We start from the raw sequence: 23,395 nt of genomic DNA, 5'->3' as shown, positions 1-23,395 counted from the left end.
TTTGCGTGCCCTGCTGATGATGCTGTCACTCCGACTCGAAGCCGCCCGACACCCCTAAATCAATCCAGTTCAGCAAACTTCACGGACGACGACTCAGTCTGCCAAATGGCGTCGGATGCCGGCGCGCCGAGCGACTCGCGCGCTCGGCGATTCGTACAATGAAAAATAGTGCCGAAACGACGCCGAAAAAGAAAAAGCAGGGCGCGGCGCCCTGCTCAAAAACTTGTCGACCCTGTAATTACCCCGAATAGTTGTTTTATCTTTGGCCGGGGCGACGTTCGTTGGTGAACGTCAGGGTTCCTCCCGAGACTTGGACCACTCAGACTTTCGCCGCAAAGCTCAGCCTGTGCCGATATTGGTAGCCTATCCGAAGCGCCTTGTCATCATTCTCGGCAACGAATGTTCAAATTTAAGGCAAAGCGCGAAATGAACGATAAGGCGTCTGTTGCGCGCGCTTGGCAGTTTCGTTTGGCGCGGTTGTCGAGCTGTGCGATGCTGCGCTTCCCAACAGACCGCAACCAACCTGCATGATAATTCATCCACCGAAAGCACGAACCGGGCTTCGCCGACGTTTCGGGCGGGTGATTCCGTTGGTCGCTTTGGCGGTGCTGGTGCAGCTTCTGGCGCCGATCAGTGCAGTGCGCGTCATCGCCAGCGTGATCGCCGATCCGGTCGGGGGCGCGCCGCTCTGTGCGGCGATGGCGCAGCCAGAGCGGACGTCGGACGGTGTCCCGGTAAGCCATGGTGGCGGTTGCTGCGTGATCTGTTCGCTCTCGCTCGGCGGAGCACCGGTGCCGGCGCTGCCGCCGCAGGACTTCGTGCAGGCGCGATTTGCACAGAAGGTGGTGTGGCACCTTGCTGGTGCCGCGCCGATCAACACCCGGCCTTTCGCTCATGCTCAGGCCCGCGGGCCGCCGGTCGGGATGCCGGCCTTCGCCTGATCGCGGCCTCTGCCGCCTGTCTCTTTTTCGGCATTCGCCCGGCGGCGCGTGTCCCCGCAGCATGGGGGGCGCCATCGGCGCATTCTCATTTTAGTCCTCAACGAAAGAAAGATCCTCCCATGAAGATGTTCATTCGCAGCGTCGCGTCCGTCGCCGTCGCCACCTTGCTGTCCACCGCTGCCGTGCAGGCCGCCGAGGTCAAGGCCGGCGATCTGGTGATCAGTCAGTCGTGGAGCCGTGCAACCCCGGGCGGCGCCAAGGTCGCCGGCGGCTTCCTGACCATCGAGAACAAAGGCAGCAGCGCCGACCGGCTGGTGTCCGGCAGCGCCGACATCGCCGGCAAGGTCGAGATCCACGAGATGTCGATGGACAACGGCGTGATGAAGATGCGCCCGCTCGACAAGGGGCTGGCTATCGAGCCCGGTAAGACGGTGACATTGATGCCGGGCAGCTATCATATCATGCTGATGGACCTGAAGGGGCCGCTGAAGCAGGGCGACAAGGTGCCGATGACGCTACAGTTCGAAAAAGCCGGCAAGGTGCAGGTCACGCTCGACGTCGAAGGCGTCGGCGCCAAGGCGCCGGGCGACACCGGCGGCAGCATGATGAAGATGGACCACGGCACCATGGATCATAGCGGCCACGGGATGAAGAAGTAATGCGGTCCCGATCGGTAACGGCAGCGGCGGCCCTTGCGGCCGCTGCATTCGGCGCCGCGCCGGCGCTGGCCCACGTCACGTTGCAGCCGAACGAGGCGGTGGCCGGCAATTACTTCCAGGCGGTGCTCAGCGTGTCGCACGGCTGCGACGGTTCCGCGACCCGCGCGGTGCGGGTCAAGATTCCGAACGGCGTGCTGTCGGTGAAGCCGCAGATGAAGCCGGGCTGGTCGGTCGAGATCAAGACCCGCAAGATCGAAGGCGAACAGCCGAAGCTGCACGGCAAGACCATCACCGAAACCGTCGACGAGGTGACCTGGCGTGGCGGCCCGCTCCCGGACAACCTCTACGACACCTTCGGTCTGGTGATGAAGCTGCCCGACGCAGCCGGCAAGACGCTGTACTTCCCGGTGGTGCAGGAATGCGAAAAGGGCGTCTCGCGTTGGATCGAGATTCCAGCCGCGGGCCCGAAGTCCGAAGCCCTGCACGAGCCGGCGCCAGCGCTGCGGCTGAAGCCGAAGGCGCCGTGACCGCGCTTCGCCATCGCATGCGTAGCCGCGGGCGCTGGCTGGCCTGGATCATGGTGGTTGCCGTGGTTCTGTGGCCGGCGCTTGCGGCCGCGCATGCAAGCCTCGTCGCCAGCGAGCCGGCCGCCGAGGCCGTGCTGGCGACGGCGCCGCAGAGCTTCACGCTGACCTTCAACGAACCGGTCACCGTGCTGCGACTGCAACTGATCGACCCTCGCGGCCGGAGCCATCCGGTCAGCGCGATCGATCAGGACGGGGCGACGCTGCGGTTCGCGCCGCCGGCGTCGTTGGGTGAGGGCGCGTATGTGTTGAGCTGGCGGGTGTCGTCGGACGATGGTCACCCGATCGGCGGGGCGCTGACGTTCTGGATCGGCGCACCCGGCCAGAGGTTGCCGGCCATCGAGGTGCCTGACGATCCGCTGCGCCGCACCGCGATCTGGCTGACCCGGATCGCGTTCGAGCTGACGCTGCTGATGGCGGTCGGCGGCGCGGCATTTCTCGGCTGGATCGCCGCAGACCCGTCGCGCGGTGCGCGAGCTGGCTGCGCCGCTGCCGCGCTGCTCGGCCTCGTCACGCTTATATTGTCGGTCGGCCTGCAAGGGCTGGACGTGCTCGACCTGCCGCTTTCCCGCATCGGCGAGGCTGCGGTATGGCGGGCCGGCGGATCCGGCTCGTCCGGAGACACCGCGGCTCTGTCCGGCATTGCATTGATGGTGGCGCTGCTGTCGCTGCGTTGGCGCGGCTGGAATGCGCGGTTGCTGTCGCTCGGCGCGGTGGCTGGACTGGGGACGGCGTTCGCGGTCAGCGGCCATGCCGCCACGGCTGAACCGCGCGTGCTCGCATCCGGCGCGGTGTGGGTGCATGGCGTCAGCCTTGCAGTGTGGATCGGTGCGCTGGTTCCGCTGGCGATCGCGGTCGGCTCCAAGGGGGACTCGGCGCCGGCGACGCTGCGGCGGTTTTCGCGCGCGATTCCGCCGGCGGTCGTGGCGCTGCTGATCAGCGGCGTGGCGCTGGCGGCGATCGAGCTCGGTCGGGTCGATGCGCTGTGGCAGAGCGATTACGGCCGGGTGCTGATCGGCAAGCTGGCGCTGGTGCTCGGACTGCTCGGCCTGGCGCTGTGGAACCGGGTGCGGCTGACGCCGCGTCTGCTGGCGGGCGAGGCGGCCGCGCTGCGGACGATGCGCGCCAGTATCTTCGCCGAACTGATGCTGGTGATCGCGATCCTCGGCGTCGTCGGGCTGTGGCGGTTCACGCCGCCGCCGCGCAGCGTCGCGGTCCAATCCGCGGAGGTGGTGCACCTCCATACCGAGCGGGCGATGGCGACGGTCACGCTGACGGCCGGCCACGCTGGCCCGATCGCGATCACAGTGCTGCTGCAGACCGCCGACGAGGCGCCGCTCGCCGCGCAGGCGCTGACGGTGTCGCTGGCCAATCCCGACGCCGGGATCGAGCCGCTCAGCGCCGAGGCGCAGAAAGCTGCGGACGGACAATGGCAGGCGCGGTTGACGGCGCCCGTTCCGGGGACGTGGACGCTGACGCTGGGCGTGCTGATCTCGGATTTCGAGAAGGTGAACCTCGAAGCCCCGATCGTGATTCGATAGTCGGGTGCCGAGCACCGGGCCGCCGTGCTAGGACCGCGTCCGGCCCGCGCCGCAGCGCGGCGAATCCGGCCCGAATTGCCGAACTGCGCGGCCCGCGCCCTTGTGTTTTGGCGTCCGATCCGGTTTCACTGGCGCAAGTTCAACTTCCACCCGATTCTCCGAGCAAATCCCATGCGTTTGTCGCGCTTCTTCCTGCCGATCCTGAAGGAAAACCCGAAGGAGGCCGAGATCGTCTCGCACCGGCTGATGCTGCGCGCCGGGATGCTGCGGCAGGAGGCCGCCGGCATCTACGCCTGGCTGCCGCTCGGCCATCGGGTGCTGAAGAAGATCGAGCAGATCGTGCGCGAGGAGCAGAACCGCGCCGGGGCGATCGAGCTTTTGATGCCCACGCTGCAGCTCGCCGATTTGTGGCGCGAGAGCGGCCGTTACGACGCCTATGGCCCCGAGATGCTGCGCATCGCGGATCGCCACAAGCGGGAATTGCTGTACGGGCCGACCAACGAGGAAATGATCACCGAGATCTTCCGGTCCTACATCAAGTCCTACAAGAGCCTGCCGCTCAATCTCTATCATATTCAATGGAAATTCCGCGACGAGCAGCGTCCGCGTTTCGGCGTGATGCGGGGGCGCGAATTCCTGATGAAGGATGCCTATTCGTTCGATGTCGACGAGGCCGGCGCGCGCAAGTCCTACAACAAGATGTTTGTTGCTTACTTGCGTACCTTCGCGCGGATGGGTCTGAAGGCGATTCCGATGCGCGCCGAGACCGGTCCGATCGGCGGTGATCTGTCCCACGAATTCATCGTGCTGGCCGAGACTGGTGAGTCCGGGGTGTTCATCGACCGTGACGTGCTGAACCTGCCGGTGCCGGACGAGAGCGTCGATTACGACGGCGACCTGACCCCGATCATCAAGCAGTGGACCTCGGTCTATGCGGCGACCGAGGACGTCCACGAGCCGGCGCGTTACGAGAGCGAAGTACCCGAGGCCAACCGGCTCAGCACCCGCGGCATCGAGGTCGGCCAGATCTTCTACTTCGGCACCAAATATTCCGACTCGATGAAGGCCAACGTCACCGGACCGGACGGCGCCGATGCGCCGATCCATGGCGGCTCCTACGGCGTCGGCGTGTCGCGGCTGGTCGGGGCGATCATCGAGGCCTGCCACGACGACAACGGCATCATCTGGCCGGAGGCGGTGGCACCGTTCCGAGTGACGATCCTCAATTTGAAGCAGGGCGATGCTGCGACCGACGCGGCCTGCGACCAGCTTTATCGCGAGCTTTCCGCCAAGGGCGTCGAAGTGCTCTACGACGACACCGATCAGCGCGCCGGCGCCAAGTTTGCGACCGCGGACCTGATCGGCATTCCGTGGCAGATCCACGTCGGACCGCGCGGGCTCGCCGAAGGCAAGGTCGAACTCAAGCGGCGCAGCGACGGCTCGCGTGAAAACCTCGCGCTCGCCGATGTGGTCTCACGTCTGACGTAATAGGCACTTATCCACCGCGGGCCTAAGCGGCGAGGGCGGCGTCGGCCAGATAAAGCCCGAATCGTGTGAAATTCGGACTATGGATCACGCCATGAACGAGCCTGTTCGGACTCCTCCTTTCGCGCCATTCGAGTGGCTGCTCTCCGGGCGCTATCTGCGTGCGCGCCGGCGTGAGGGGTTCATCTCGGTGATCGCCGGCTTCTCCTTCCTCGGCATCATGCTGGGGGTGGCGACGCTGATCATCGTGATGGCGGTGATGAACGGTTTCCGCAAAGAGCTGCTCGACAAGATTCTCGGCCTCAACGGCCATCTGCTTGTGCAGCCGCTGGAAAGCCCGTTGACCGACTGGAAGGAAGTGGCCGACCGGATCAGCGGCGTGGCGGGTATCAAGCTCGCGGCGCCGGTGGTCGACGGCCAAGCGCTGGCGTCGTCGCCGTTCAACGCCTCTGGCGTGTTCGTGCGCGGCATCCGCGCCGACGATCTCAATCGCCTTTCGTCGATCGCCAATCACCTGAAGCAGGGCACGCTGGAAGGCTTCGACGAAGGCCAGGGCGTCGCGATCGGCCGGCGGCTCGCCGATCAGCTCTCGCTGCATGCCGGCGACAGCATCACGCTGGTGGCGCCGCGCGGTGCGGTGACGCCGATGGGCACCACGCCGAGGATCAAGCCGTACAAGGTGGCGGCGGTGTTCGAGATCGGCATGTCGGAATACGACTCGACCTTCGTGTTCATGCCGCTGAAGGAAGCGCAGGCGTATTTCAACCGCGCCAACGACGTCACCGCGATCGAGGTCTATACCGACAATCCGGACCGGATCGACGCCTTCCGCAAGGCCGTCACCGAGGCGGCGGGGCGACCTGTGTTCCTAGTCGACTGGCGACAGCGCAACGCCACCTTCTTCAACGCGCTGCAGGTCGAGCGCAACGTCATGTTCCTGATCCTGACGCTGATCGTGCTGGTGGCGGCGCTCAACATCATCTCCGGCCTGATCATGCTGGTGAAGGACAAAGGCAGCGACATCGCGATCCTGCGCACCATGGGCGCGACCCAGGGCTCGATCATGCGAGTGTTTCTGATCACGGGCGCGGCGATCGGCGTGGTCGGCACGCTGACCGGCTTCCTGGTCGGCGTGCTGGTGTGTCTGAACATCGAGTCGATCCGGCAGTTTCTGTCCTGGGTCACCAACACCGAATTGTTCTCGCCTGAACTCTATTTCCTGTCGAAGCTGCCGGCCGAGATCGACTTCGCCGAGACCAGCGCGGTGGTGATCATGGCGCTGACACTGTCGTTCCTGGCCACGCTGTACCCGTCGTGGCGCGCCGCGCGCCTCGATCCGGTCGACGCGCTGCGCTACGAGTAAGGCTAAAGACGATGGAGCAGGGCGCCGAAGACATCCCCGTCGTGTATCTGCACGACATCAAGCGGCAGTATTCGCAAGGCGAGGCGACGTTGACGATTCTCGACGGCGCCAAGCTGGCGCTGTGGGCGGGCCAATCGGTGGCGTTGGTGGCGCCGTCCGGCTCGGGCAAGTCGACGCTGCTGCACATCGCCGGGCTGCTCGAGCATCCCGACGATGGCGAGGTCTATGTTGGAGGCGCCGCGACCTCGGCGCTGACCGATGCCGAGCGCACCCAGATCCGCCGCACCGATATCGGCTTCGTCTATCAGTCGCACCGGCTGCTGCCGGAATTCTCCGCGCTGGAAAACGTGATGATGCCGCAGATGATCCGCGGCCTGAAGCGCAAAGAGACGATCAGCCGCTCCAAGGAGATCCTGGCCTATCTTGGGCTCGGCGACCGCATCACCCACCGGCCGGCGGAGCTGTCGGGCGGCGAGCAGCAGCGCGTCGCGATTGCACGCGCGGTGGCCAATGCGCCGCGCGTCCTGTTCGCCGACGAGCCGACCGGCAACCTCGATCCGCACACCGCCGATCATGTGTTCAACGCGCTGATGCAACTGGTCAAGGCGACCCAGGTGGCGATGCTGATCGCCACCCACAACATGGAGCTGGCCGGCCGCATGGACCGCCGCGTATCGCTGCAGAACGGCGTGGTGGTGGAGCTGGAGTAGGGCAGAGACGCCGCATGGCTCCGTACTCGGCGCTCCTTAATTACCCATCCGGTTGCCATGCAACCGGACTAAAGGCTCGCGCCAATGAGCGAAGTCAGTCCGTCAAGGCCGCCGCCCTTGCGGCGCACGGCTTGAGCCTTGACGGACGGGGGCCGTAGGCCCGCCCTTTGGTGCGGATTCTTCAAAAAAGGCTATCGTAACGTCCGTCGATGGACTGCAAAGCTTGCGTTAAAGCGAATAGCGTCAGCAGCCTCTTTAGGCTCAACGGCAACATCCAAGACTTTAAGGTCGTGGCGCTGGCCTGCATGCTCAACCGCAAGTGCGGCCACTTTCAACGCAGGCAACGACTTCTTGGATTCGAGCCACTTACGAATGATGGCCATGACGTCGGTCAGCGACATCCCGGCCTTCTGCAAGTGCTCAATCTCATGATCTATCCAATATGGATGCTCAATCCTTCGATCAAGCGCAGCCAAAACCCCTTCTTCATCAATATAAATGTGACCGTATTTCTTGTTTATTCGTGCGTCAAAATACTTTGTACGGAGATCGTACCAGCCACGATCATTGCAGACCTGCCAGAATGTGCAAATGTCGTGCTCATCAAGCATGTCTAAATAAGGAGCAAGCGCTTCGAATTGCTCTCTACGAGTAACTCCAACGCGGCCATGCGTTTGAACTCCGTAATGCATGCTTATGTGTTCGAACACTTTATGTTGCTCGTCCGTACTCTTTACTACCTCCCGCACGAGTTTCAGCAATCTCGGTGTCGCCGCATAGAGAGCGGCCTGCACGTAATAATTGTAATATCGCAAGTGGTCCCAGTGCTTTAGAAGAAGCCTTTCTGCTTCCTCTACTGGTAGGCCCACGATGATCTCAGCCAATGTGTAATCGGATGGGTATGTCGCACCCCATTCTCTCGGCGTAACCGCTCCGCGCCGCGTCAGTTCTTCGTCAAACGCCTTCGCCAACTCATCCGACCAAATCTGCTCGCCCAGATGCCACCACTGGGCGCGCTCCTCGCCATTTAATTTGTCGAGAAGTGCGGGTATTGCCGTATGATCTTTGCGTACGAGGCGGCCCCACAGCGCCGAATCCGCCAATAGATCATTTGGTTTAACAGCCCGAAGGATTTCTAAATCCTCAGTCCCTCTGGTAACTGTCCAAAAGCTAAATGCCTTTTGGCGAACGAATTTATCATTGAGACCATTCTGCCAGAGAGACAGCAATCGCTCACGAGATTCCCGTGACATTGGCTTGCCGCGACCTTCTTGCCTTCGACGCCATTCGTCAGATGCCGTCATCCCAAAGGGAAGGATCAAACCTTTCCCTTCTATCGGCCGTTCGCGCTCGGCGATCTCCCGGACTACAAACTCAACCGCATCCGGATGATCTATGCCGTGAAGCATGTAGGTAATCGGCCAACGAAGATCGTCCTTCGCGGCGCGCTTGATAAAGAATCCTATCGCTGAAATGGGAATATTTTCGATGAAAGCCCAGCGAATATTATGAGCCGCTAAGTCTTGGCGCGGCGAACTGCGATGTTCGGATCCTTCGTCGGACAGCGCAGCCCAAGCATCACAAACTGGCGTCAGAAATCGCTCTGACTCATTGCCACAGCATCGACCCGCGGCCCACAGATAATCGGCAAGGTTGTCGTCCTTTTGGGCATCGTTGGCCCAAGAGGCCTCAATTGGTTCGGCCAGTTGGGGGGCAGCTAAAAACCCGGCGAGCCTCAACGCACCAACGCGAGCTGGCCGACCGAGATCGGGTCGCCGGAGCAGCTCGCCAATTGACTTCCTGAGATTGCTTCCAAACCGACTTTTGGCATGTTCAATTTGCCGATCTCTCCAAACGGCGCCAGTGCCCGGCTCAACGTCTAGGCAAAGATTTAGTCCACCCGTGACGTCGCCATTTCTGAAAAGCGCCTGCCAAGCTGTCCAAGCACGATCTTTAAACTGTCGAACAATACCGATTACTTTTGAGGACTCTGTCTCGGACAGAGCAGCGAGAGCGGCCCAACGAAGCCCTTCATTTTCTTGTCGGTGCGTAGCGGGTTCCGCTAACCACTGACTTATAGCTGCAATGATCGCATCGTGAATGGGCGTGGCCGGCTCTCTAAAGATACGTAGCGCATGAAACAACGCGAGAGGATTCTTAGTTGTAACTTGGTCAATAAACGGGACCGGGATGCCATCAATGAGCAAAGCGGCTCCGAGCACCTCAGAGAAATACGGTTCCGATAGCAACAACGGCGAGATAGTGTCATCTTTGATCATCCCACCGAGCGCGTCCGCAAAGAGCGTATCACGCACGCGGTCGTGGCGGAACGTTAGTCGCTCCTCGACGCCAGCGCCCGTAATGCGAATTACTTCTCCGTGATGCACTAGGTGCCGAAGCATAGTGAGCGCATCGCCCTGCTGAGCAAACCACGCAATGACGGATTGCCACTTTGGGTTCAATTCCCGATGATGCAGCGCCTCGGCTGCTAAAAGCCGTAAAGAGGCTCGGTAGTCTCCCGCTGTGAATTCGCCTTTTTCACCGGCCAAGCGGGAAGCACTGCCGTCAATGAAATCTTCAATGACCTTAGTAGAGTCAGGTTGCCTGCCTGGCTCTTGCAGAGCAATAAGCAACGGATCGTGACCGAGGGCGTTGGAAATGCTGTCGGCCTCCATGTCACTGATGTAGATGCCTCTTGCTTTCGCCCTTCTCTGAATGGCCTCTCGCCCTTCTGGAGGCGTAAATGCAGCGCCGACGATTGCCGACCCTTGCACGCGTTTCCTCGCTTCATCTTTTAATGAGGAAACTACCTGCGGCCACACCGGACAAATCAGCCGCCAATTGTTGTTCGTCGTTCCTTGACCGGTCTCTTTCGTAACCGTCGAATTTGCTGCGGCCCACTGTGTGAGTTTTTCGGCCAAGTACTGCGCCTGCCCAGATTTGTTGATGTCTTCTACAACGACAATAAATGGGCGGTCACCCGAGCAAAATGAAAGCGCGGTATTGCCCGAGCCTGGCGCAAGCGCGGGATGAAGTTGCTCTAACGCTGCTTCAACCGCTTGATTTACCGTAAGCGTTGAAGCCAGCAAGTGATGGGGCAGTATCAGGCCAAAACCGCCTGACGCGATATGGCGGTCAAGGTATTTGTAACACGCTACACTTTTACCGAGGCCAGACTCGGCAATGACGAAGACCACGTCTTGACTGTCGGCGGCGTCAAGCAAACCGTCAAGCGAACGCGGTACCCAGGCGGCTATGTCATTGCTAGGCCGATGAGCGTCAAGACTATCTCGCGATAGCTTCGCCAATAGCTCCTTTGAAAGACGCTCTTGATCAATGCGTAGATATTTAGCTCTGATCCATTGTCCGGTCGGGGTGTTATCGAGTACATGGGCAAGCCGTGACGCCGACCATATATCAACACTCAGACCAAACTTTCGTCCGGTGGCGTGCGTATCCCTGACAAGCTCTTCGGATGGTTCTTGATTGGTCGTTAGAATGAGTGTACCGCGCAATGTACCAAGCCGCGCCCTTTCGTCCTCGTAAAGTTTAGCGGCTTTTAGAACGTCGCCTGGGGGCGCTTTAGGTTTTCCGCCTTTGTGAGGTTTTACTGTTGCGGGATCGTGAAGCCATTTACCTTCAAGGTCTTTTCGGGCGCACGTCGTGTGATGAACGGCGAGCATATGCGGCGGCTGCGCACCAATAGCAAAACTAATGCCGTCCACCGGTGACTTAACGGTCTTGCCGGCCGAATTCACCCCGGTGTGGAGTAGCGACGCATACTCGGGATTAGCCTCGCGTAGAATGGCCATCGCAAGCCGTTCGAACTCGGCGTCGTCGGTCATCTCGGACAATTGTTTGATTGTGTCTTCTGTCATGACATTCTGATTCGTGGCCGTATGCAGTTAGATAACGTATGTTTATCTCAAGCCGTCAATTGCACGGACGAGTATGTAGCTAGCTTTTGCGAACGCCAATGAGCGGTATCGTCCGTCAGAGCTGACGCGAGGCGTCGCTGGGCCGAGCTCTGATGACGGGCAGCAAGCCTTCTCTTTCTTTGCTGAAAGCTGTGTCGTGGATCAAAAGTATGATTTTGATCACCGCGAACGCCGCCGCGATCCAGTAAAGGCGGTGTCGAATTGACATCGCGATCCTGCGCACCATGGGCGCGAGCCAGGGCTCGATCATGCGGGTGTTCCTGATCACCGGCGCGGCGATCGGCGTGGTCGGCACGCTGACCGGCTTCCTGGTCGGCGTGCTGGTGTGCCTGAACATCGAGTCGATCCGGCAATTCCTGTCCTGGGTCACCAACACCGAATTGTTCTCGCCTGAACTGTATTTCCTGTCGAAGCTGCCGGCCGAGATCGACTTCGCCGAGACCAGCGCGGTGGTGATCATGGCGCTGACACTGTCGTTCCTGGCCACGCTGTACCCGTCGTGGCGCGCCGCGCGCCTCGATCCGGTCGACGCGCTGCGCTACGAGTAAGGCTAAAGACGATGGAGCAGGGCGCCGAAGACATCCCCGTCGTGTATCTGCACGACATCAAGCGGCACTATTCGCAAGGCGAGGCGACGCTGACCATCCTCGACGGCGCCAAGCTGGCGCTGTGGGCGGGCCAGTCGGTGGCGCTGGTGGCGCCGTCCGGCTCGGGCAAGTCGACACTGCTGCACATCGCCGGGTTGCTCGAGCATCCCGACGATGGCGAGGTCTATGTTGGAGGCGCCGCGACCTCGGCGCTGACCGATGCCGAGCGCACCCAAATCCGCCGCACCGATATCGGCTTCGTCTATCAGTCGCACCGGCTGCTGCCGGAATTCTCCGCGCTGGAAAACGTGATGATGCCGCAGATGATCCGCGGCCTGAAACGCAAAGAGACGATCAGCCGCTCCAAGGAGATCCTGGCCTCTCTCGGGCTCGGCGACCGCATCACCCACCGGCCGGCGGAGCTGTCGGGCGGAGAGCAGCAGCGCGTCGCGATTGCACGCGCGGTGGCCAATGCGCCGCGCGTCCTGTTCGCCGACGAGCCGACCGGCAACCTCGATCCGCACACCGCCGATCATGTGTTCAACGCGCTGATGCAACTGGTCAAGGCGACCCAGGTGGCGATGCTGATCGCCACCCACAACATGGAGCTGGCCGGCCGCATGGACCGCCGCGTATCGCTGCAGAACGGCGTGGTTGTCGAGCTGGAATAGGGCGGCTCGGCTTCCGCCGGTCATTGGCACGTCATTCCGGGGCGCGAACGAAGTTCGCGAACCCGGAATCTACCGTGTTTGCTGTCAAGTCAGTGCAGCACCTTTCCAAGGCTGCCCGGATTTGAGAACGGCATTGGCGAACACGACGAGTCGGCGAAGGACGGCGATCAGTGCGACCTTCACTGGTTTGCCAGCGGCGATGAGGCGTTCGTAGAACGGTCTCAGTATTTTATTGTGCCGACTCGCGGCGACCGCGGCCATGTAGAGGATGTGTCGGACGGCCGCACGGCCGCCGCGGATTCGCGCTGGGCCGGTCATCGTGCCGCTTTGACGCACGAACGGCGCCGCTCCGACCAGCGCTGCGGCGGCTTTGTTGTCGACGCGGCCGAGCTCCGGGACCATGGCGATCAGGGTCGTCGCTGAGGTGACGCCGATGCCTTTGATGGTCGTGAGCAGGCGTCGGGCGGCGACTAGGTCGTCGCTCTGGCAGAGAAGGGTTTGCATCCTCAGCTGCAGCAGCTTGTCTTCGGTCCGAAGCATATCGAGATGCAGCTCGATCGCCTGCCGGATCTCGGTGAGCCGCGTCGTTCCGAGGCGACAGCTCTCGGCGTGGATCATCTGCTTGAGCTGGTCGCGGCGACTGGCGCATTCATGAAGCGCCTCCCGCACCGGATCTTCCTTGAGTTCGACGTGATCGGGCTTGCGGCCGCGGACTTCGTTGGGGCTTGCCGCATAGGCGGCGAGCAGTCGCGCGTCCGAGGTGTCCGACTTGGCCTTCTGGCCGATCAGAGTGCGGTACGCCGCGAACCGCGATGTGTGCACGATCTCCACCGGCAGGTGCGCCCGCCGTAGCGCCTGAACCAGCGGCTTTTCGTAGCCGCCGGTGGGCTCGACCGCGATCCGCGTCGGCTGCGGCCCGTCGCTCAGCCGCTGAACCAGCTCTGCAATCGCGTCCGGGCGGTTCGCGTAGTGGGCGCGACCGCCTCGATGCCACGCCACGTCGAGGCTCGCACCGCCGACGTCGATGCCGACGAAGATGTTGTCCGATAAAGAGGAGGCTGTCATGATGTCCCTGCCTTGTTCCACGAGGCAAGGCCGGCGCCTGGATCGTCTATCGTGCGGCCAGCACTTACTACCGTCCGGGTGTCCGGCCTTTTCGACCAAACGAGGCGGGGGACGAGATTCCGACGGTCGTCAAAGACCTCTCCCGAAACTCGTCACGCCCGCCCCGAGGACCTCATTAGATCATTCGAGGTCGACCGAGACTTACGATCCCGCAGTGCAGGGTGAAGAGCTTCAACGCAGAACATCTCGAGATTCCGGTTTCGCGCTGGCGCGCGCCCCGGAATGACTGGCCTGAGCGGGTCTCAGTGCCGTCGATGCTGGCGGCGGTGTTTGCGGGGCTTCTTCTTCGTCGGCTGCGGCGCGGTGTACCACGGGTTGGTCATGCAATCGGCATGGCGGCCCGAAGCCGACATCCGGCACTGAGCCATGGTGTCGTAGCTGCACTCGTCGTACCAGTCGTGGTAGTTTTGATACACCCGCAGGCAGACGGGATAGTCTCGCGCTTCCGCGGTGGTGGTCAAGCCGAGGCCGGCGAGCATCGCGATCAGGAACAGCTTGCGCATCGTCGTTGATATCCTTGTTGAGTGGCGGTCCGTCTTGCTGGCGCCTCGGGGCGCCTGCAAGTCTTCCAGAAGTCCAAGGCTTTCAGAAGTCTACGACGCCGGCGGGCTCGGCGCATCTGCGCCGGATCAGCGCCGCTTGGCGCGGCGGGCACTCGGTCCCGCCGGCGGTTGATACCATGGATTGACGACGCATTGGCCGGCGATCCCCGAGGCCGATGGCCGGCACTGCTCGATCGAGCTGTAGCGGCACTCGTCGTAGCGCACCGGGCCGTAGACCCGCAGGCAGACCGGATAGTTGTCGTAGGGCTGTGCCGTCGCCGCTGCGGGCAGCGCCAACCCCGCCACCAGTACGATCGCTCCAAATCGCATCGCCGTCTCCGCTCCCGCGCACGCCGATCGTTTACCCTGACGGCGCGTCCGCTTCGGTCCGTGCGCCATTCCGGGATCATCGTCAATCCGCGCCGCGCGGTGAATTCCGGGGATAGTAACGGCTCGTTAACGATCAGGGGTGCGCTGCGCTGGGGTTGCTTGACTCTAGAACGAAATGAGAACATTGTTCTTGTTATGTTCACGAAGTCAGGGAGGCGGGACGATGCTGAAGATCTTCATCCAGGAAGCTGCGGCGCTGACGTCGATTGCACTGTTCATCAGCATGGTGGCGGTGTGGGCCCAGGTGCTGGCGCAGGCTTGATCCCAGCGTGCGGCGCTGCGATCGCTTCGGCATAGCGGGGATAAGCTCGCCGCCGATGCTTGCGGTGAAAGGTGAGGGAGCCCACCATCGGGCTTCCGAGTCGGCGGCCGTGATGGTGCCGGCTCCGCCCACCTCTCGCCCCGACCGCCCGCCTGAGTCTGAAGAGCCGCCGCGCCGATGAGCAACGCCGGATTCGTCCATCTGCATGTCCACTCGGCCTATTCGCTGCTGAAGGGCTCGATGAAAGTCGCCAAGCTCGCTGAGCTGGCGAAGGCCGACCATCAGCCGGCGCTGGCGCTGACCGACACCGACAACATGTTCGGGGCGCTGGAATTCTCCGACAAGCTGTCGGGCTCCGGCATCCAGCCGATCGTCGGGCTCGAACTCGGGATCGATTTTGGCGACCAGGATCCGAACGCCCGGCACGGCGCGCTCAGCGAGCCGTCGCGGATCGTGCTCCTGGCGGCGCGCGAGCAGGGCTATCGCAGCCTGATGCGGCTGAATTCGCGGGCGTTCCTGGAAACGCCGATCAATCAGGCGCCTCACATCAAGCTCGACTGGCTCGACGGCGAGACCGATGGCGTGATTGCGCTGACCGGCGGACCGGACGGCCCGATTTCGCTGGCGATGCTGAACGACCCGGCGCTTGCTGCGCAGCGCTGCGAGCGCTTGATGCGGGCGTTCGGCGACCGGCTGTATGTCGAGCTGCAGCGCCACGGCACCGAGGCCGAGCGCCGCGCCGAGGCCGGGCTGATCGATCTCGCTTACGACAAGGGCCTGCCGCTGGTTGCGACCAACGAGCCGCATTTTGCCTCCACCGACGATTACGAAGCCCACGACGCGCTGCTCTGCATCGCCTCCGGCAAGCTGATCGCCGAGACCGAACGGGTTCAGCTCACGCCCGATCACCGCTTCAAGACCCGTGCCGAAATGGCGGTGCTGTTCGCGGACCTGCCCGAGGCGCTCGCCTCGACGGTGGAGATCGCGCAGCGCTGTGCCTACCGGCCGCTCACGCGTAAACCGATCCTGCCGCTGTTCACGGTGGGCGCCAGCGTCAGCGATGCCGTCGAAGCCGCCGCGGCGGAAGCCGCCGAGCTGCGCCGCCAGGCCGAGCAGGGTCTCGCCAAGCGGCTCAGCGTCCACGGCCTGTCGCAGGGCACCATCGAAGAGGACTACCACAAGCGGCTCGCCTTCGAGCTCGACGTCATCACCCGCATGAAATACGCGGGCTACTTCCTGATCGTGTCGGACTTCATCAAGTGGGCGAAGGCGCACGGCATTCCGGTCGGTCCGGGCCGCGGCTCCGGCGCCGGCTCGCTGGTGGCGTATTCGCTGACCATCACCGATCTCGATCCGATCAAATTCGGCCTGCTGTTCGAGCGCTTCCTCAATCCCGAACGCGTCTCGATGCCGGACTTCGACATCGACTTCTGCCAGGACCGCCGCGGCGAAGTGATCGAATATGTGCAGCAGCGCTACGGTCGCGATCAGGTGGCGCAGATCATCACCTTCGGTACGCTGCAGGCGCGCGGCGTGCTGCGCGACGTCGGCCGGGTGCTGCAGATGCCCTACGGTCAGGTCGACAAGCTGACCAAGCTGGTGCCGCAAAATCCCGCTGCGCCGATCACCCTGAAGCAGGCGATCGAGGGCGAGCCGAAACTGCAGGCGGCGCGCGATGAAGACCCGATCGTGGCGCGCGCCTTCGACATCGCCCAGAAACTCGAAGGCCTGACCCGCCACGCTTCGACCCATGCCGCCGGCATCGTGATCGGCGATCGCCCGCTCAGCGATCTGGTGCCGCTGTATCGCGATCCGAAATCCGACATGCCGGTGACCCAGTTCAACATGAAGTGGGTCGAGCCGGCCGGCCTCGTCAAATTCGACTTCCTCGGCCTGAAGACGCTGACCACGCTCGACGTCGCGGTAAAGCTCCTGAAGCAGCGCGACATCCATGTCGATCTGCACACGCTGCCGATCGACGACGCGCCGAGCTATCAGATGCTCGCGCGCGGCGACGTCGTGGGCGTGTTCCAGGTTGAAAGCGCCGGCATGCGGCGTGCGCTGATCGACATGCGGCCGGACCGGTTCGAGGACATCATCGCGCTGGTGGCGCTGTATCGGCCGGGCCCGATGGCCAACATCCCGACCTATTGCGCCCGCAAGCACGGCGACGAGGAGCCGGAATACCTGCATCCGATGCTGGAGCCGATCCTCAAGGAGACGTTCGGCGTCATCATCTACCAGGAACAGGTGATGCAGATCGCGCAGGTGATGGCGGGCTACTCGCTCGGCGACGCCGACCTGCTGCGCCGCGCCATGGGTAAGAAGATCCGCGCCGAGATGGACAAGCAGCGCGCGATCTTCGTCGAAGGCGCGGTGAAGAACGGCGTCGCCAAGGACGCCGCCGATACCATCTTCGATCTGCTCGCCAAATTCGCCGACTACGGCTTCAACAAGAGCCACGCGGCGGCCTATGCGCTGGTGTCGTACCACACCGCCTTCATGAAGGCGCACTATCCGGTCGAATTCCTCGCCGCGTCGATGACGCTGGAAATCCACAACACCGACAAGCTGAGCGAATTCCGCGCCGAGGCGCAGCGGCTCGGCATCAAGGTCGAGCCACCGTCTGTCAATCATTCCGGCGCCACCTTCGAGGTCGGGCCGAACACGATCTACTACGCGCTCGGCGGCCTCAAGGGCGTCGGCCTGCAGGCGGTGCAGCAGATCGTCGAGGCGAGGGGAGACAAGCCGTTCGCTTCGCTCGCCGACTTCGCCGCGCGGGTCAATCCGCGCGCCATCAACCGGCGCGTGGTCGAGTGTCTCGCCGCCGCGGGCGCGTTCGATTGCCTCAACTCCAACCGCGCGGTGGTGTCCGCTGCTGCGGATGCCATCGTCGCCGCCTGCCAGCGCAATCATGAAGCGGCGACCAGCGGTCAGAACGACATGTTCGGCGGGCTGTCGGACGCTCCGTCGATCATTCTGCCGCAGATCGACGCCTGGCTGCCGGCAGAGCGGCTGCGCCGCGAATACGATGCGATCGGCTTCTTCCTGTCCGGCCATCCGCTCGACGACTACGTCACCGCGCTGAAGCGGCTGCGGGTGCAGTCCTGGGCCGAGTTTTGCAAGGCGGTGAAGTCCGGCGCCACTGCCGGCAAGGTCGCCGCCACGGTGGTGTCGCGGATGGAGCGGCGCACCAAGACCGGCAACAAGATGGGCATCATGGGCCTGTCCGACCCGACCGGGCATTTCGAGGCGGTGCTGTTCTCCGAAGGGCTGGCGCAGTATCGCGACGTGCTGGAGCCGGGGGCGGCGGTGCTGCTGCAGCTCGGCGCCGAACTGCAGGGTGAGGATGTCCGCGCCCGCGTCCTGCACGCCGAATTGCTCGACGCCGCGGCGGCGAAGACCCAGAAGGGGCTCCGCATCTTCCTGCGCGACACCAAGCCGCTGGAGTCGCTGACCAAGCGTTTGCAGCCATCGGAATCTCGGACCGCCGGCGGCAACGTCGCGCTGGTTCTGCGGCTCGATCCGCAGACTGAGGTCGAGTTCGAGATCCCGGGTCGCTTTCAGGTCTCGCCGCAGATCGCCGGCGCGATCAAAGCGGTCAGCGGCGTCGAGCACGTCGAGACGCTCTGAGCCCCTGCGGAGCACAGTCACAAATCAACGCATCAGCCGCGCCGCCTCTTCAAGCCGCACCGCCTCTGCAACTGGCGCTGCCTTATTGAGGGCGCGATTTATTCAATTGCCGTTCAGATTGCGGCGCGCTGAAATGCGTGCGGCGGCGATCCGTCGGTCCCGGCGGCGCCCTTGCATCGGGTCCCCGGCCATGCGTTTCACCTCCGCTCTGTCTCTCGCCTCCGTCGTTCTCGCCATCCTTCTCGTCGCCCCGATCGATCATGCCCGTGCGCAGGCGCAGGAAAAGCGCATCGCTCTCGTGATCGGCAACGGCGCTTATGCGAAAGCGCCGCTTTCCACTGCCGCCAATGATGGCGGCCTGATCGCGCAGACGCTGCAAGCCGCCGGATTCGACGTCACCGGCGCGCGCGATCTCGACGGCGACACGCTGCGCGGCACCTTCCGCGATTTTCTGAAGAAGGCCGAGGACTCCGGTCCCGACACCGTCGCGGCGATCTATCTGGCGGGTTACGGCGTGCAATATGCCGGCGAGAACTACTTCATCCCGGTCGATACGCGGCTGTCGCGCGACACCGAGATTCCGACCGAAGGCCTGCGGATCAGCGACTACCTGCGCCAGCTCGCGGCGCTGCCGCTGAAGACCAGCGTCGTGGTGCTCGATCTGGCGCGCGAGCAGCCCTTCGTGCCCGGCGGATCGGTCGCCTCGGGGCTCGCCATGGTCGAGCCGAATCCGAAGATGCTGATCGCCTTCAACGCCGCGCCCGGCACGGTGGCGCCGGACGAGCGCGGCGCCTACGGCGTCTATGCCCAGGCGTTGGCCGAGATGATCCGCACCGGCGGGCTGACGCTGCCGCAATTGTTCGACCGGGTTCGGCTGCGCGTCAACGAAACCACCAAGGGCGCGCAGGTGCCGTGGGACACCCGGACGGTCGACTCGAACTTCATGTTCTTCGATCGCGCGCCCGATGCACCGCCGCTGCCGGCTCCTGATCAGGCGCTGCGCAGCAAGCCGATCCGCGACATGGGCGCCGCCGAGGCCTATGCGGCCGCGCTCGATCGCGACACGCTGCAAGCCTATGAGGATTTCCTCGCGGCCTATCCGAACGATCCCTTGGCCAAGCGGGTGAGAGCGATCGTCGCCGCGCGGCGCGAGGCGATCACCTGGCGGCGGACCTACCGCGTCGATACGCCGGACGCATACTGGTCGTATCTGCGCCGCTATCCGCGCGGCCCGCATGCCGCCGACGCGCGGCGCCGGCTTGAGATCCTTGCCGCGGCGTTGGAGCCGCCGCCGAGCTTTGCGATGATCGATTACGACGTACCGCCGCCGCCGCCGGACGAGATCGTCTATGTCGATCGGCCTGTGCTGATGTTCAGCGATCCGGAGTTCGACTTCGCGCCGCCCCCGCCGCCGCCGGTGTTCTTCCTGCCGCCCCCGCCGCCGGATTTCGTCGAGCTGCCGCCACCTCCGCCGCCGATCGGGCTGTTCTATCTGCCGCGGCCGCTGTTCGTGCCGATCCCGGCCTATGTTCGCCCGCCGATCGATGTGCGGCCGCCGCCGAACAACATCATTTTCGCCAACATCCACAACACCACGGTGATCAATCAGGTGATCAACCAGCCGCCGCCTGTGACAGCCAACCCGGCAGCACCGCTGGTGAGCCCGCCGCCAGGGCCTGCGGTCGCGGCTCCAGGGGCACCTGCACCGGCAGTTGCCACGGCGGCCGTCGCGACCGGCGCGGTGATCGGCGCCGCGCTGCCGGCCGCAGCGCTGCACCGGGCAGCGCTGATTCAGCAGGGTAAGGCGGCGGTGCCGCCGAGCGCCTCGATCGCCACCAAGCCGCCGGGCGGCTTCGCGCCGCGCCCCGGCGTGCTGCTCCAGGGGCCGCGACCGGCCCAGCCTGCGGCCAAGCTCGCACCGGCGCAGACCACGACCGCTCCGGTCCCCGCGCCTGGGGCCACTCCCGGCGCGCCGCCGGTGAGGGCCGGCGGGCCAGCCGTCGCGCCGCGTCCGGGGCAGGGCCGACCTGGACCGGGCGGCCCCGCCGGCGCCGCTCCCGCCGTGCAGGCGCTGCCGGTGCCCGGGACCAAAGGACTGCCACCGGCTCCCGGACCGGCGAACGCCCGGCCGGGCATCCACGGCCCAGGCCCTGCTGTGGGCAACGCCAAGCTCGTGCCTCCAGTGGTTCCGCCGCGGGCAGATCAACAAGCCGGCAGGCCGCCGTCAGGTCCGCGCCCCGCACTGCGCCCCGATGCGGTGCGGCCTCTGGGGGCCGCGACGATGCGGCCCGCACCGCCGGTGTCGCGTCCGGTCGCGCGACCGGCAAGGCCGCCGGGACCACCGACGGCCGCGTCGGTCGAGCGGCGCCCGCCGCCCCAGGCGCCCCGGATTCAGCGCCCCACGCCGCCGACGGTGGCTCGTCCGGTGCCTCCGCCGATGCATGTGGCTCCCCGGGTGGTTGCACCGCCGCCGCCGTCACACGCGGCGCCGCGGATGGCTCCGCCGCGGATGGCGCCGCCACCGCCCCATGTCGCACCGCCGCGTCCGCCAGCCCCGCCGCGGGCTGCTCCGCCGCCGCGGCCTCAGGGGCCCGCCAAGCGCTGCCCGCCCGGGGTGAAGGAATGCTGAGCCGGGTGCCGGCCGCCTGACCCGCCGGTCCGCTGGCCGTTATGGCGGCCGGCGGTGAGTGGGGCGGGGCGCCGTCCGATCGGCCGATCCCCGCCGGTGCGCCTTGCGTTATTGGGGAATCCCGCTATAACGCGCGCCATCTCACACGGAAACATGGCTCGCAAGGCCGTCCGGTGGCACCGGGCCGCGAGGGGATTCGTCCCCATCTCAGCACGGTTGCCCACACGTTTCCGGAGGAACCAACCGGAGAACTACCTATGTCGCTTCCTGAATTCTCTATGCGTCAGCTCCTCGAAGCTGGCGTGCATTTCGGTCACCAGTCGCATCGCTGGAATCCGAAGATGGCGGACTACATTTTCGGCGTCCGCAACAACATCCACATCGTCGACCTGACCCAGACCGTCCCGCTGCTGCATCGTGCGCTGCAGGCGATCAGCGACACCGTCGCCAAGGGCGGCCGCGTGCTGTTCGTCGGCACCAAGCGCCAGGCGCAGGACGCCGTCGCCGATGCCGCCAAGCGCTCGGCGCAGTACTTCGTCAATTCGCGCTGGCTCGGCGGCACGCTGACCAACTGGAAGACGATCTCCGGCTCGATCCGCCGTCTGCGTCACCTCGAAGACGTGCTGAGCTCGGCCGACGCCAATGCCTACACCAAGAAGGAGCGCCTCGAGCTGCAGCGTGAGCGCGACAAGCTCAACCGCTCGCTCGGCGGCATCAAGGACATGGGCGGCCTGCCGGATCTGATCTTCGTGATCGATACCAACAAGGAAGACATCGCGATCCAGGAAGCCCAGCGTCTCGGCATCCCGGTCGCCGCGATCGTCGATACCAATTGCGACCCGAAGGGCATCACCTATCTGGTGCCAGGCAACGACGACGCCGGCCGCGCCATCGCGCTGTACTGCGATCTGGTCGCCCGTGCGGTGATCGATGGCATCTCGCGCGCTCAGGGCGATGTGGGCATCGACATCGGTGCGGCGGCGCAGCCGCTGCGTGAAGACCTGCCGGCGGCCCAGGCTTCGGCGTTCCAGGGGCTGCCCGGTCCGCGCGGCACTCCGGACGACCTCAAGAAGCTGCAGGGCGTTTCTGGCGCGATCGAGAAGAAGTTCAACGACCTCGGCATCTTCCACTTCTGGCAGCTTGCCGAGCTCGACCAGGCTACCGCGCATCAGATCGGCGAAGAGCTCGGTCTGCCGAGCCGGGCCGATGCCTGGGTGGCGCAGGCCAAGTCGCTGACCGCCGAGGCGGAGTAATACGAGGCGATGCGGCCGGCACCCGGCCGCATCGTTCCGTCGTCAAAATCTGAGATGTGTTCCTGATTGCGAACCGCGGGCTCCGGCTGCGCGGTCGCACTCACAGGCAGAGGGCTTATTAGCGATGGCAACGATTACTGCAGCAATGGTCAAAGAGCTGCGCGAGACCACCGGCGTCGGCATGATGGATTGCAAGCAGGCGCTCTCCGAGACCGAAGGCAACATGGAAGCCGCGGTCGACTGGCTGCGGAAGAAGGGCCTGTCGAAGGCCGCCAAGAAGGCCGGTCGCGTCGCTGCGGAAGGTCTGATCGGCGCGCTCACCGACGGCACCAAGGGCGTTGTCATCGAGGTCAACTCCGAGACCGACTTCGTTGCGCGCAACGAGCAGTTCCAGGGCCTGGTCAAGATGATCGCTCAGGTCGCGCTCAAGGTCGGCGCCGACATCGACGCGATCAATGCCGCGCCGGTCGGTTCGTCCACGGTCGCCGGTGCGATCGCCGATGCGATCGCCACCATCGGCGAGAACATGACGCTGCGCCGCGCTGCCGCCCTCGAAGTGTCGCAGGGCTTGGTTGCCAGCTACATCCACAACGCGGTGATCGACGGCGCCGGCAAGATGGGCGTGATCGTTGCGCTGGAATCGTCCGGCAAGGCCGACGAGCTCGCCGTTCTCGGCCGCCAGCTCGCGATGCACGTCGCCGCTGCCAACCCGCAGGCGCTCGATCCGTCCAGCCTCGATCAGGCGGTGGTGCAGCGCGAGCGCGAGGTGATGGCCGACAAGTATCGTCAGCAGGGCAAGCCGGAGAACATGATCGAGAAGATCGTCGAGAACGGCCTGAAGACTTACTACAAGGAAGTCTGCCTGCTCGAGCAGGCCTATATCCACGACGAGAAGGGCAAGTCGGTCGCGCAGGCGGTCAAGGAAGCCGAAGGCAAGGTCGGCGCGCCGATCAAGATCACCGGCTTCGTCCGCTACGCGCTCGGCGAGGGCATCGAGAAGCAGACCTCCGACTTCGCCGCCGAAGTCGCTGCCGCGTCGGGCCAGAAGTAAGCGTTTCGCGCTCTGCGACTTCCGGCCCTCG

Annotated in this window: 17 protein-coding genes and 1 pseudogene; 13 read left to right on the top strand and 5 right to left on the bottom strand. The window is 64.3% G+C overall.

Translation table 11 applies throughout. The annotated features are described in order from the left end of the window. The first annotated feature begins 581 nt into the window (after positions 1-581). The 7 genes from M9H71_RS22515 (at position 582) to M9H71_RS22485 (ending at position 7,283) form a co-directional block, all read left to right on the top strand. On the top strand, positions 582-941 hold the full coding sequence (locus tag M9H71_RS22515) for a hypothetical protein (protein WP_455407107.1): 360 nt from the start codon (positions 582-584) through the stop codon (positions 939-941). A 119-nt stretch (positions 942-1,060) separates the two neighbouring features. Further along, positions 1,061-1,600: a copper chaperone PCu(A)C gene (locus M9H71_RS22510; protein ID WP_455407106.1), complete on the top strand. Its 540-nt coding sequence runs from the start codon at positions 1,061-1,063 to the stop codon at positions 1,598-1,600. Next, complete coding sequence (locus tag M9H71_RS22505) at positions 1,600-2,127, top strand: YcnI family protein (RefSeq protein ID WP_455407105.1); 528 nt, start codon at positions 1,600-1,602, stop codon at positions 2,125-2,127. The genes M9H71_RS22510 and M9H71_RS22505 overlap by 1 nt, the downstream gene beginning before the upstream one ends. Next, positions 2,124-3,725: a copper resistance CopC/CopD family protein gene (locus M9H71_RS22500; protein ID WP_455407104.1), complete on the top strand. Its 1,602-nt coding sequence runs from the start codon at positions 2,124-2,126 to the stop codon at positions 3,723-3,725. The genes M9H71_RS22505 and M9H71_RS22500 overlap by 4 nt, the downstream gene beginning before the upstream one ends. Before the next feature lie 171 nt (positions 3,726-3,896). Beyond that, positions 3,897-5,213: a proline--tRNA ligase gene (gene proS / locus M9H71_RS22495; protein WP_455407103.1), complete on the top strand. Its 1,317-nt coding sequence runs from the start codon at positions 3,897-3,899 to the stop codon at positions 5,211-5,213. A 79-nt stretch (positions 5,214-5,292) separates the two neighbouring features. After that, on the top strand, positions 5,293-6,573 hold the full coding sequence (locus tag M9H71_RS22490) for a lipoprotein-releasing ABC transporter permease subunit (RefSeq protein ID WP_455407102.1): 1,281 nt from the start codon (positions 5,293-5,295) through the stop codon (positions 6,571-6,573). A gap of 11 nt (positions 6,574-6,584) precedes the next feature. Further along, the gene (locus M9H71_RS22485) at positions 6,585-7,283 is read left to right on the top strand and encodes an ABC transporter ATP-binding protein (RefSeq protein ID WP_164604396.1); all 699 of its coding nucleotides are present in this window, start codon (positions 6,585-6,587) and stop codon (positions 7,281-7,283) included. 191 nt (positions 7,284-7,474) lie between these two features. Here M9H71_RS22485 and M9H71_RS22480 read toward each other — a convergent pair whose 3' ends face one another. After that, positions 7,475-11,161, bottom strand: coding sequence for a hypothetical protein (locus M9H71_RS22480; RefSeq protein WP_455407101.1), 3,687 nt, complete (start codon positions 11,159-11,161; stop codon positions 7,475-7,477). A 115-nt stretch (positions 11,162-11,276) separates the two neighbouring features. After that, complete coding sequence (locus M9H71_RS22475) at positions 11,277-11,471, bottom strand: hypothetical protein (RefSeq protein ID WP_455407100.1); 195 nt, start codon at positions 11,469-11,471, stop codon at positions 11,277-11,279. On the opposite strand from M9H71_RS22475, the pseudogene M9H71_RS22470 reads away from it, so the two are divergent. After that, positions 11,425-11,769 (top strand): annotated as a pseudogene (locus tag M9H71_RS22470) (FtsX-like permease family protein); the annotation flags it as partial. The gene M9H71_RS22475 and the pseudogene M9H71_RS22470 overlap by 47 nt on opposite strands. An 11-nt stretch (positions 11,770-11,780) precedes the next feature. Next, the gene (locus M9H71_RS22465) at positions 11,781-12,479 is read left to right on the top strand and encodes an ABC transporter ATP-binding protein (protein WP_455407099.1); all 699 of its coding nucleotides are present in this window, start codon (positions 11,781-11,783) and stop codon (positions 12,477-12,479) included. Positions 12,480-12,563: 84 nt separating this feature from the next. On the opposite strand, the gene M9H71_RS22460 is transcribed toward M9H71_RS22465, so the two are convergent. The 3 genes from M9H71_RS22460 to M9H71_RS22450 form a co-directional block, all read right to left on the bottom strand. After that, positions 12,564-13,544, bottom strand: coding sequence for an IS110 family RNA-guided transposase (locus M9H71_RS22460; RefSeq protein WP_455407109.1), 981 nt, complete (start codon positions 13,542-13,544; stop codon positions 12,564-12,566). A 302-nt stretch (positions 13,545-13,846) separates the two neighbouring features. Next, the gene (locus tag M9H71_RS22455) at positions 13,847-14,107 is read right to left on the bottom strand and encodes a DUF3551 domain-containing protein (RefSeq protein WP_455407098.1); all 261 of its coding nucleotides are present in this window, start codon (positions 14,105-14,107) and stop codon (positions 13,847-13,849) included. A 126-nt stretch (positions 14,108-14,233) separates the two neighbouring features. Next, positions 14,234-14,476: a DUF3551 domain-containing protein gene (locus M9H71_RS22450; RefSeq protein WP_455407097.1), complete on the bottom strand. Its 243-nt coding sequence runs from the start codon at positions 14,474-14,476 to the stop codon at positions 14,234-14,236. 499 nt (positions 14,477-14,975) lie between these two features. Between M9H71_RS22450 and dnaE the strand changes: the two genes are divergently transcribed. The 4 genes from dnaE to tsf all read left to right on the top strand — a co-directional run bounded on the left by dnaE (position 14,976) and on the right by tsf (position 23,364). Further along, the gene (gene dnaE / locus M9H71_RS22445) at positions 14,976-18,431 is read left to right on the top strand and encodes a DNA polymerase III subunit alpha (protein ID WP_455407096.1); all 3,456 of its coding nucleotides are present in this window, start codon (positions 14,976-14,978) and stop codon (positions 18,429-18,431) included. 190 nt (positions 18,432-18,621) lie between these two features. Next, positions 18,622-21,060 carry a caspase family protein gene (locus tag M9H71_RS22440; RefSeq protein ID WP_455407095.1) on the top strand — a complete coding sequence of 813 codons (2,439 nt, stop codon included), beginning with the start codon at positions 18,622-18,624 and terminating at the stop codon, positions 21,058-21,060. 257 nt (positions 21,061-21,317) lie between these two features. Then, positions 21,318-22,313, top strand: coding sequence for a 30S ribosomal protein S2 (locus M9H71_RS22435; protein WP_455407094.1), 996 nt, complete (start codon positions 21,318-21,320; stop codon positions 22,311-22,313). A 124-nt stretch (positions 22,314-22,437) separates the two neighbouring features. Then, positions 22,438-23,364, top strand: a complete 927-nt coding sequence (gene tsf, locus M9H71_RS22430) for a translation elongation factor Ts (protein ID WP_455407093.1) — start codon at positions 22,438-22,440, stop codon at positions 23,362-23,364. Positions 23,365-23,395 lie beyond the last annotated feature (31 nt).

Source organism: Rhodopseudomonas parapalustris, assembly GCF_053772255.1.
The sequence above is the reverse complement of the archived record's forward strand: the minus strand, read 5'-3'. Positions and strand labels throughout refer to the sequence as shown.

Coding starts and splice junctions, on each gene's coding strand:
- M9H71_RS22510 (WP_455407106.1), top strand. CDS start 1,061: ATGAAGATGTTCATTCGCAGCGTCGCGTCCGTCGCCGTCGCCACCTTG.
- M9H71_RS22505 (WP_455407105.1), top strand. CDS start 1,600: ATGCGGTCCCGATCGGTAACGGCAGCGGCGGCCCTTGCGGCCGCTGCA.
- M9H71_RS22440 (WP_455407095.1), top strand. CDS start 18,622: ATGCGTTTCACCTCCGCTCTGTCTCTCGCCTCCGTCGTTCTCGCCATC.
- M9H71_RS22435 (WP_455407094.1), top strand. CDS start 21,318: ATGTCGCTTCCTGAATTCTCTATGCGTCAGCTCCTCGAAGCTGGCGTG.
- M9H71_RS22475 (WP_455407100.1), bottom strand. CDS start 11,471: ATGATCGAGCCCTGGCTCGCGCCCATGGTGCGCAGGATCGCGATGTCA.
- proS (WP_455407103.1), top strand. CDS start 3,897: ATGCGTTTGTCGCGCTTCTTCCTGCCGATCCTGAAGGAAAACCCGAAG.
- tsf (WP_455407093.1), top strand. CDS start 22,438: ATGGCAACGATTACTGCAGCAATGGTCAAAGAGCTGCGCGAGACCACC.
- M9H71_RS22465 (WP_455407099.1), top strand. CDS start 11,781: ATGGAGCAGGGCGCCGAAGACATCCCCGTCGTGTATCTGCACGACATC.
- M9H71_RS22450 (WP_455407097.1), bottom strand. CDS start 14,476: ATGCGATTTGGAGCGATCGTACTGGTGGCGGGGTTGGCGCTGCCCGCA.
- M9H71_RS22455 (WP_455407098.1), bottom strand. CDS start 14,107: ATGCGCAAGCTGTTCCTGATCGCGATGCTCGCCGGCCTCGGCTTGACC.
- M9H71_RS22485 (WP_164604396.1), top strand. CDS start 6,585: ATGGAGCAGGGCGCCGAAGACATCCCCGTCGTGTATCTGCACGACATC.
- M9H71_RS22460 (WP_455407109.1), bottom strand. CDS start 13,544: ATGACAGCCTCCTCTTTATCGGACAACATCTTCGTCGGCATCGACGTC.
- M9H71_RS22480 (WP_455407101.1), bottom strand. CDS start 11,161: ATGACAGAAGACACAATCAAACAATTGTCCGAGATGACCGACGACGCC.
- dnaE (WP_455407096.1), top strand. CDS start 14,976: ATGAGCAACGCCGGATTCGTCCATCTGCATGTCCACTCGGCCTATTCG.
- M9H71_RS22490 (WP_455407102.1), top strand. CDS start 5,293: ATGGATCACGCCATGAACGAGCCTGTTCGGACTCCTCCTTTCGCGCCA.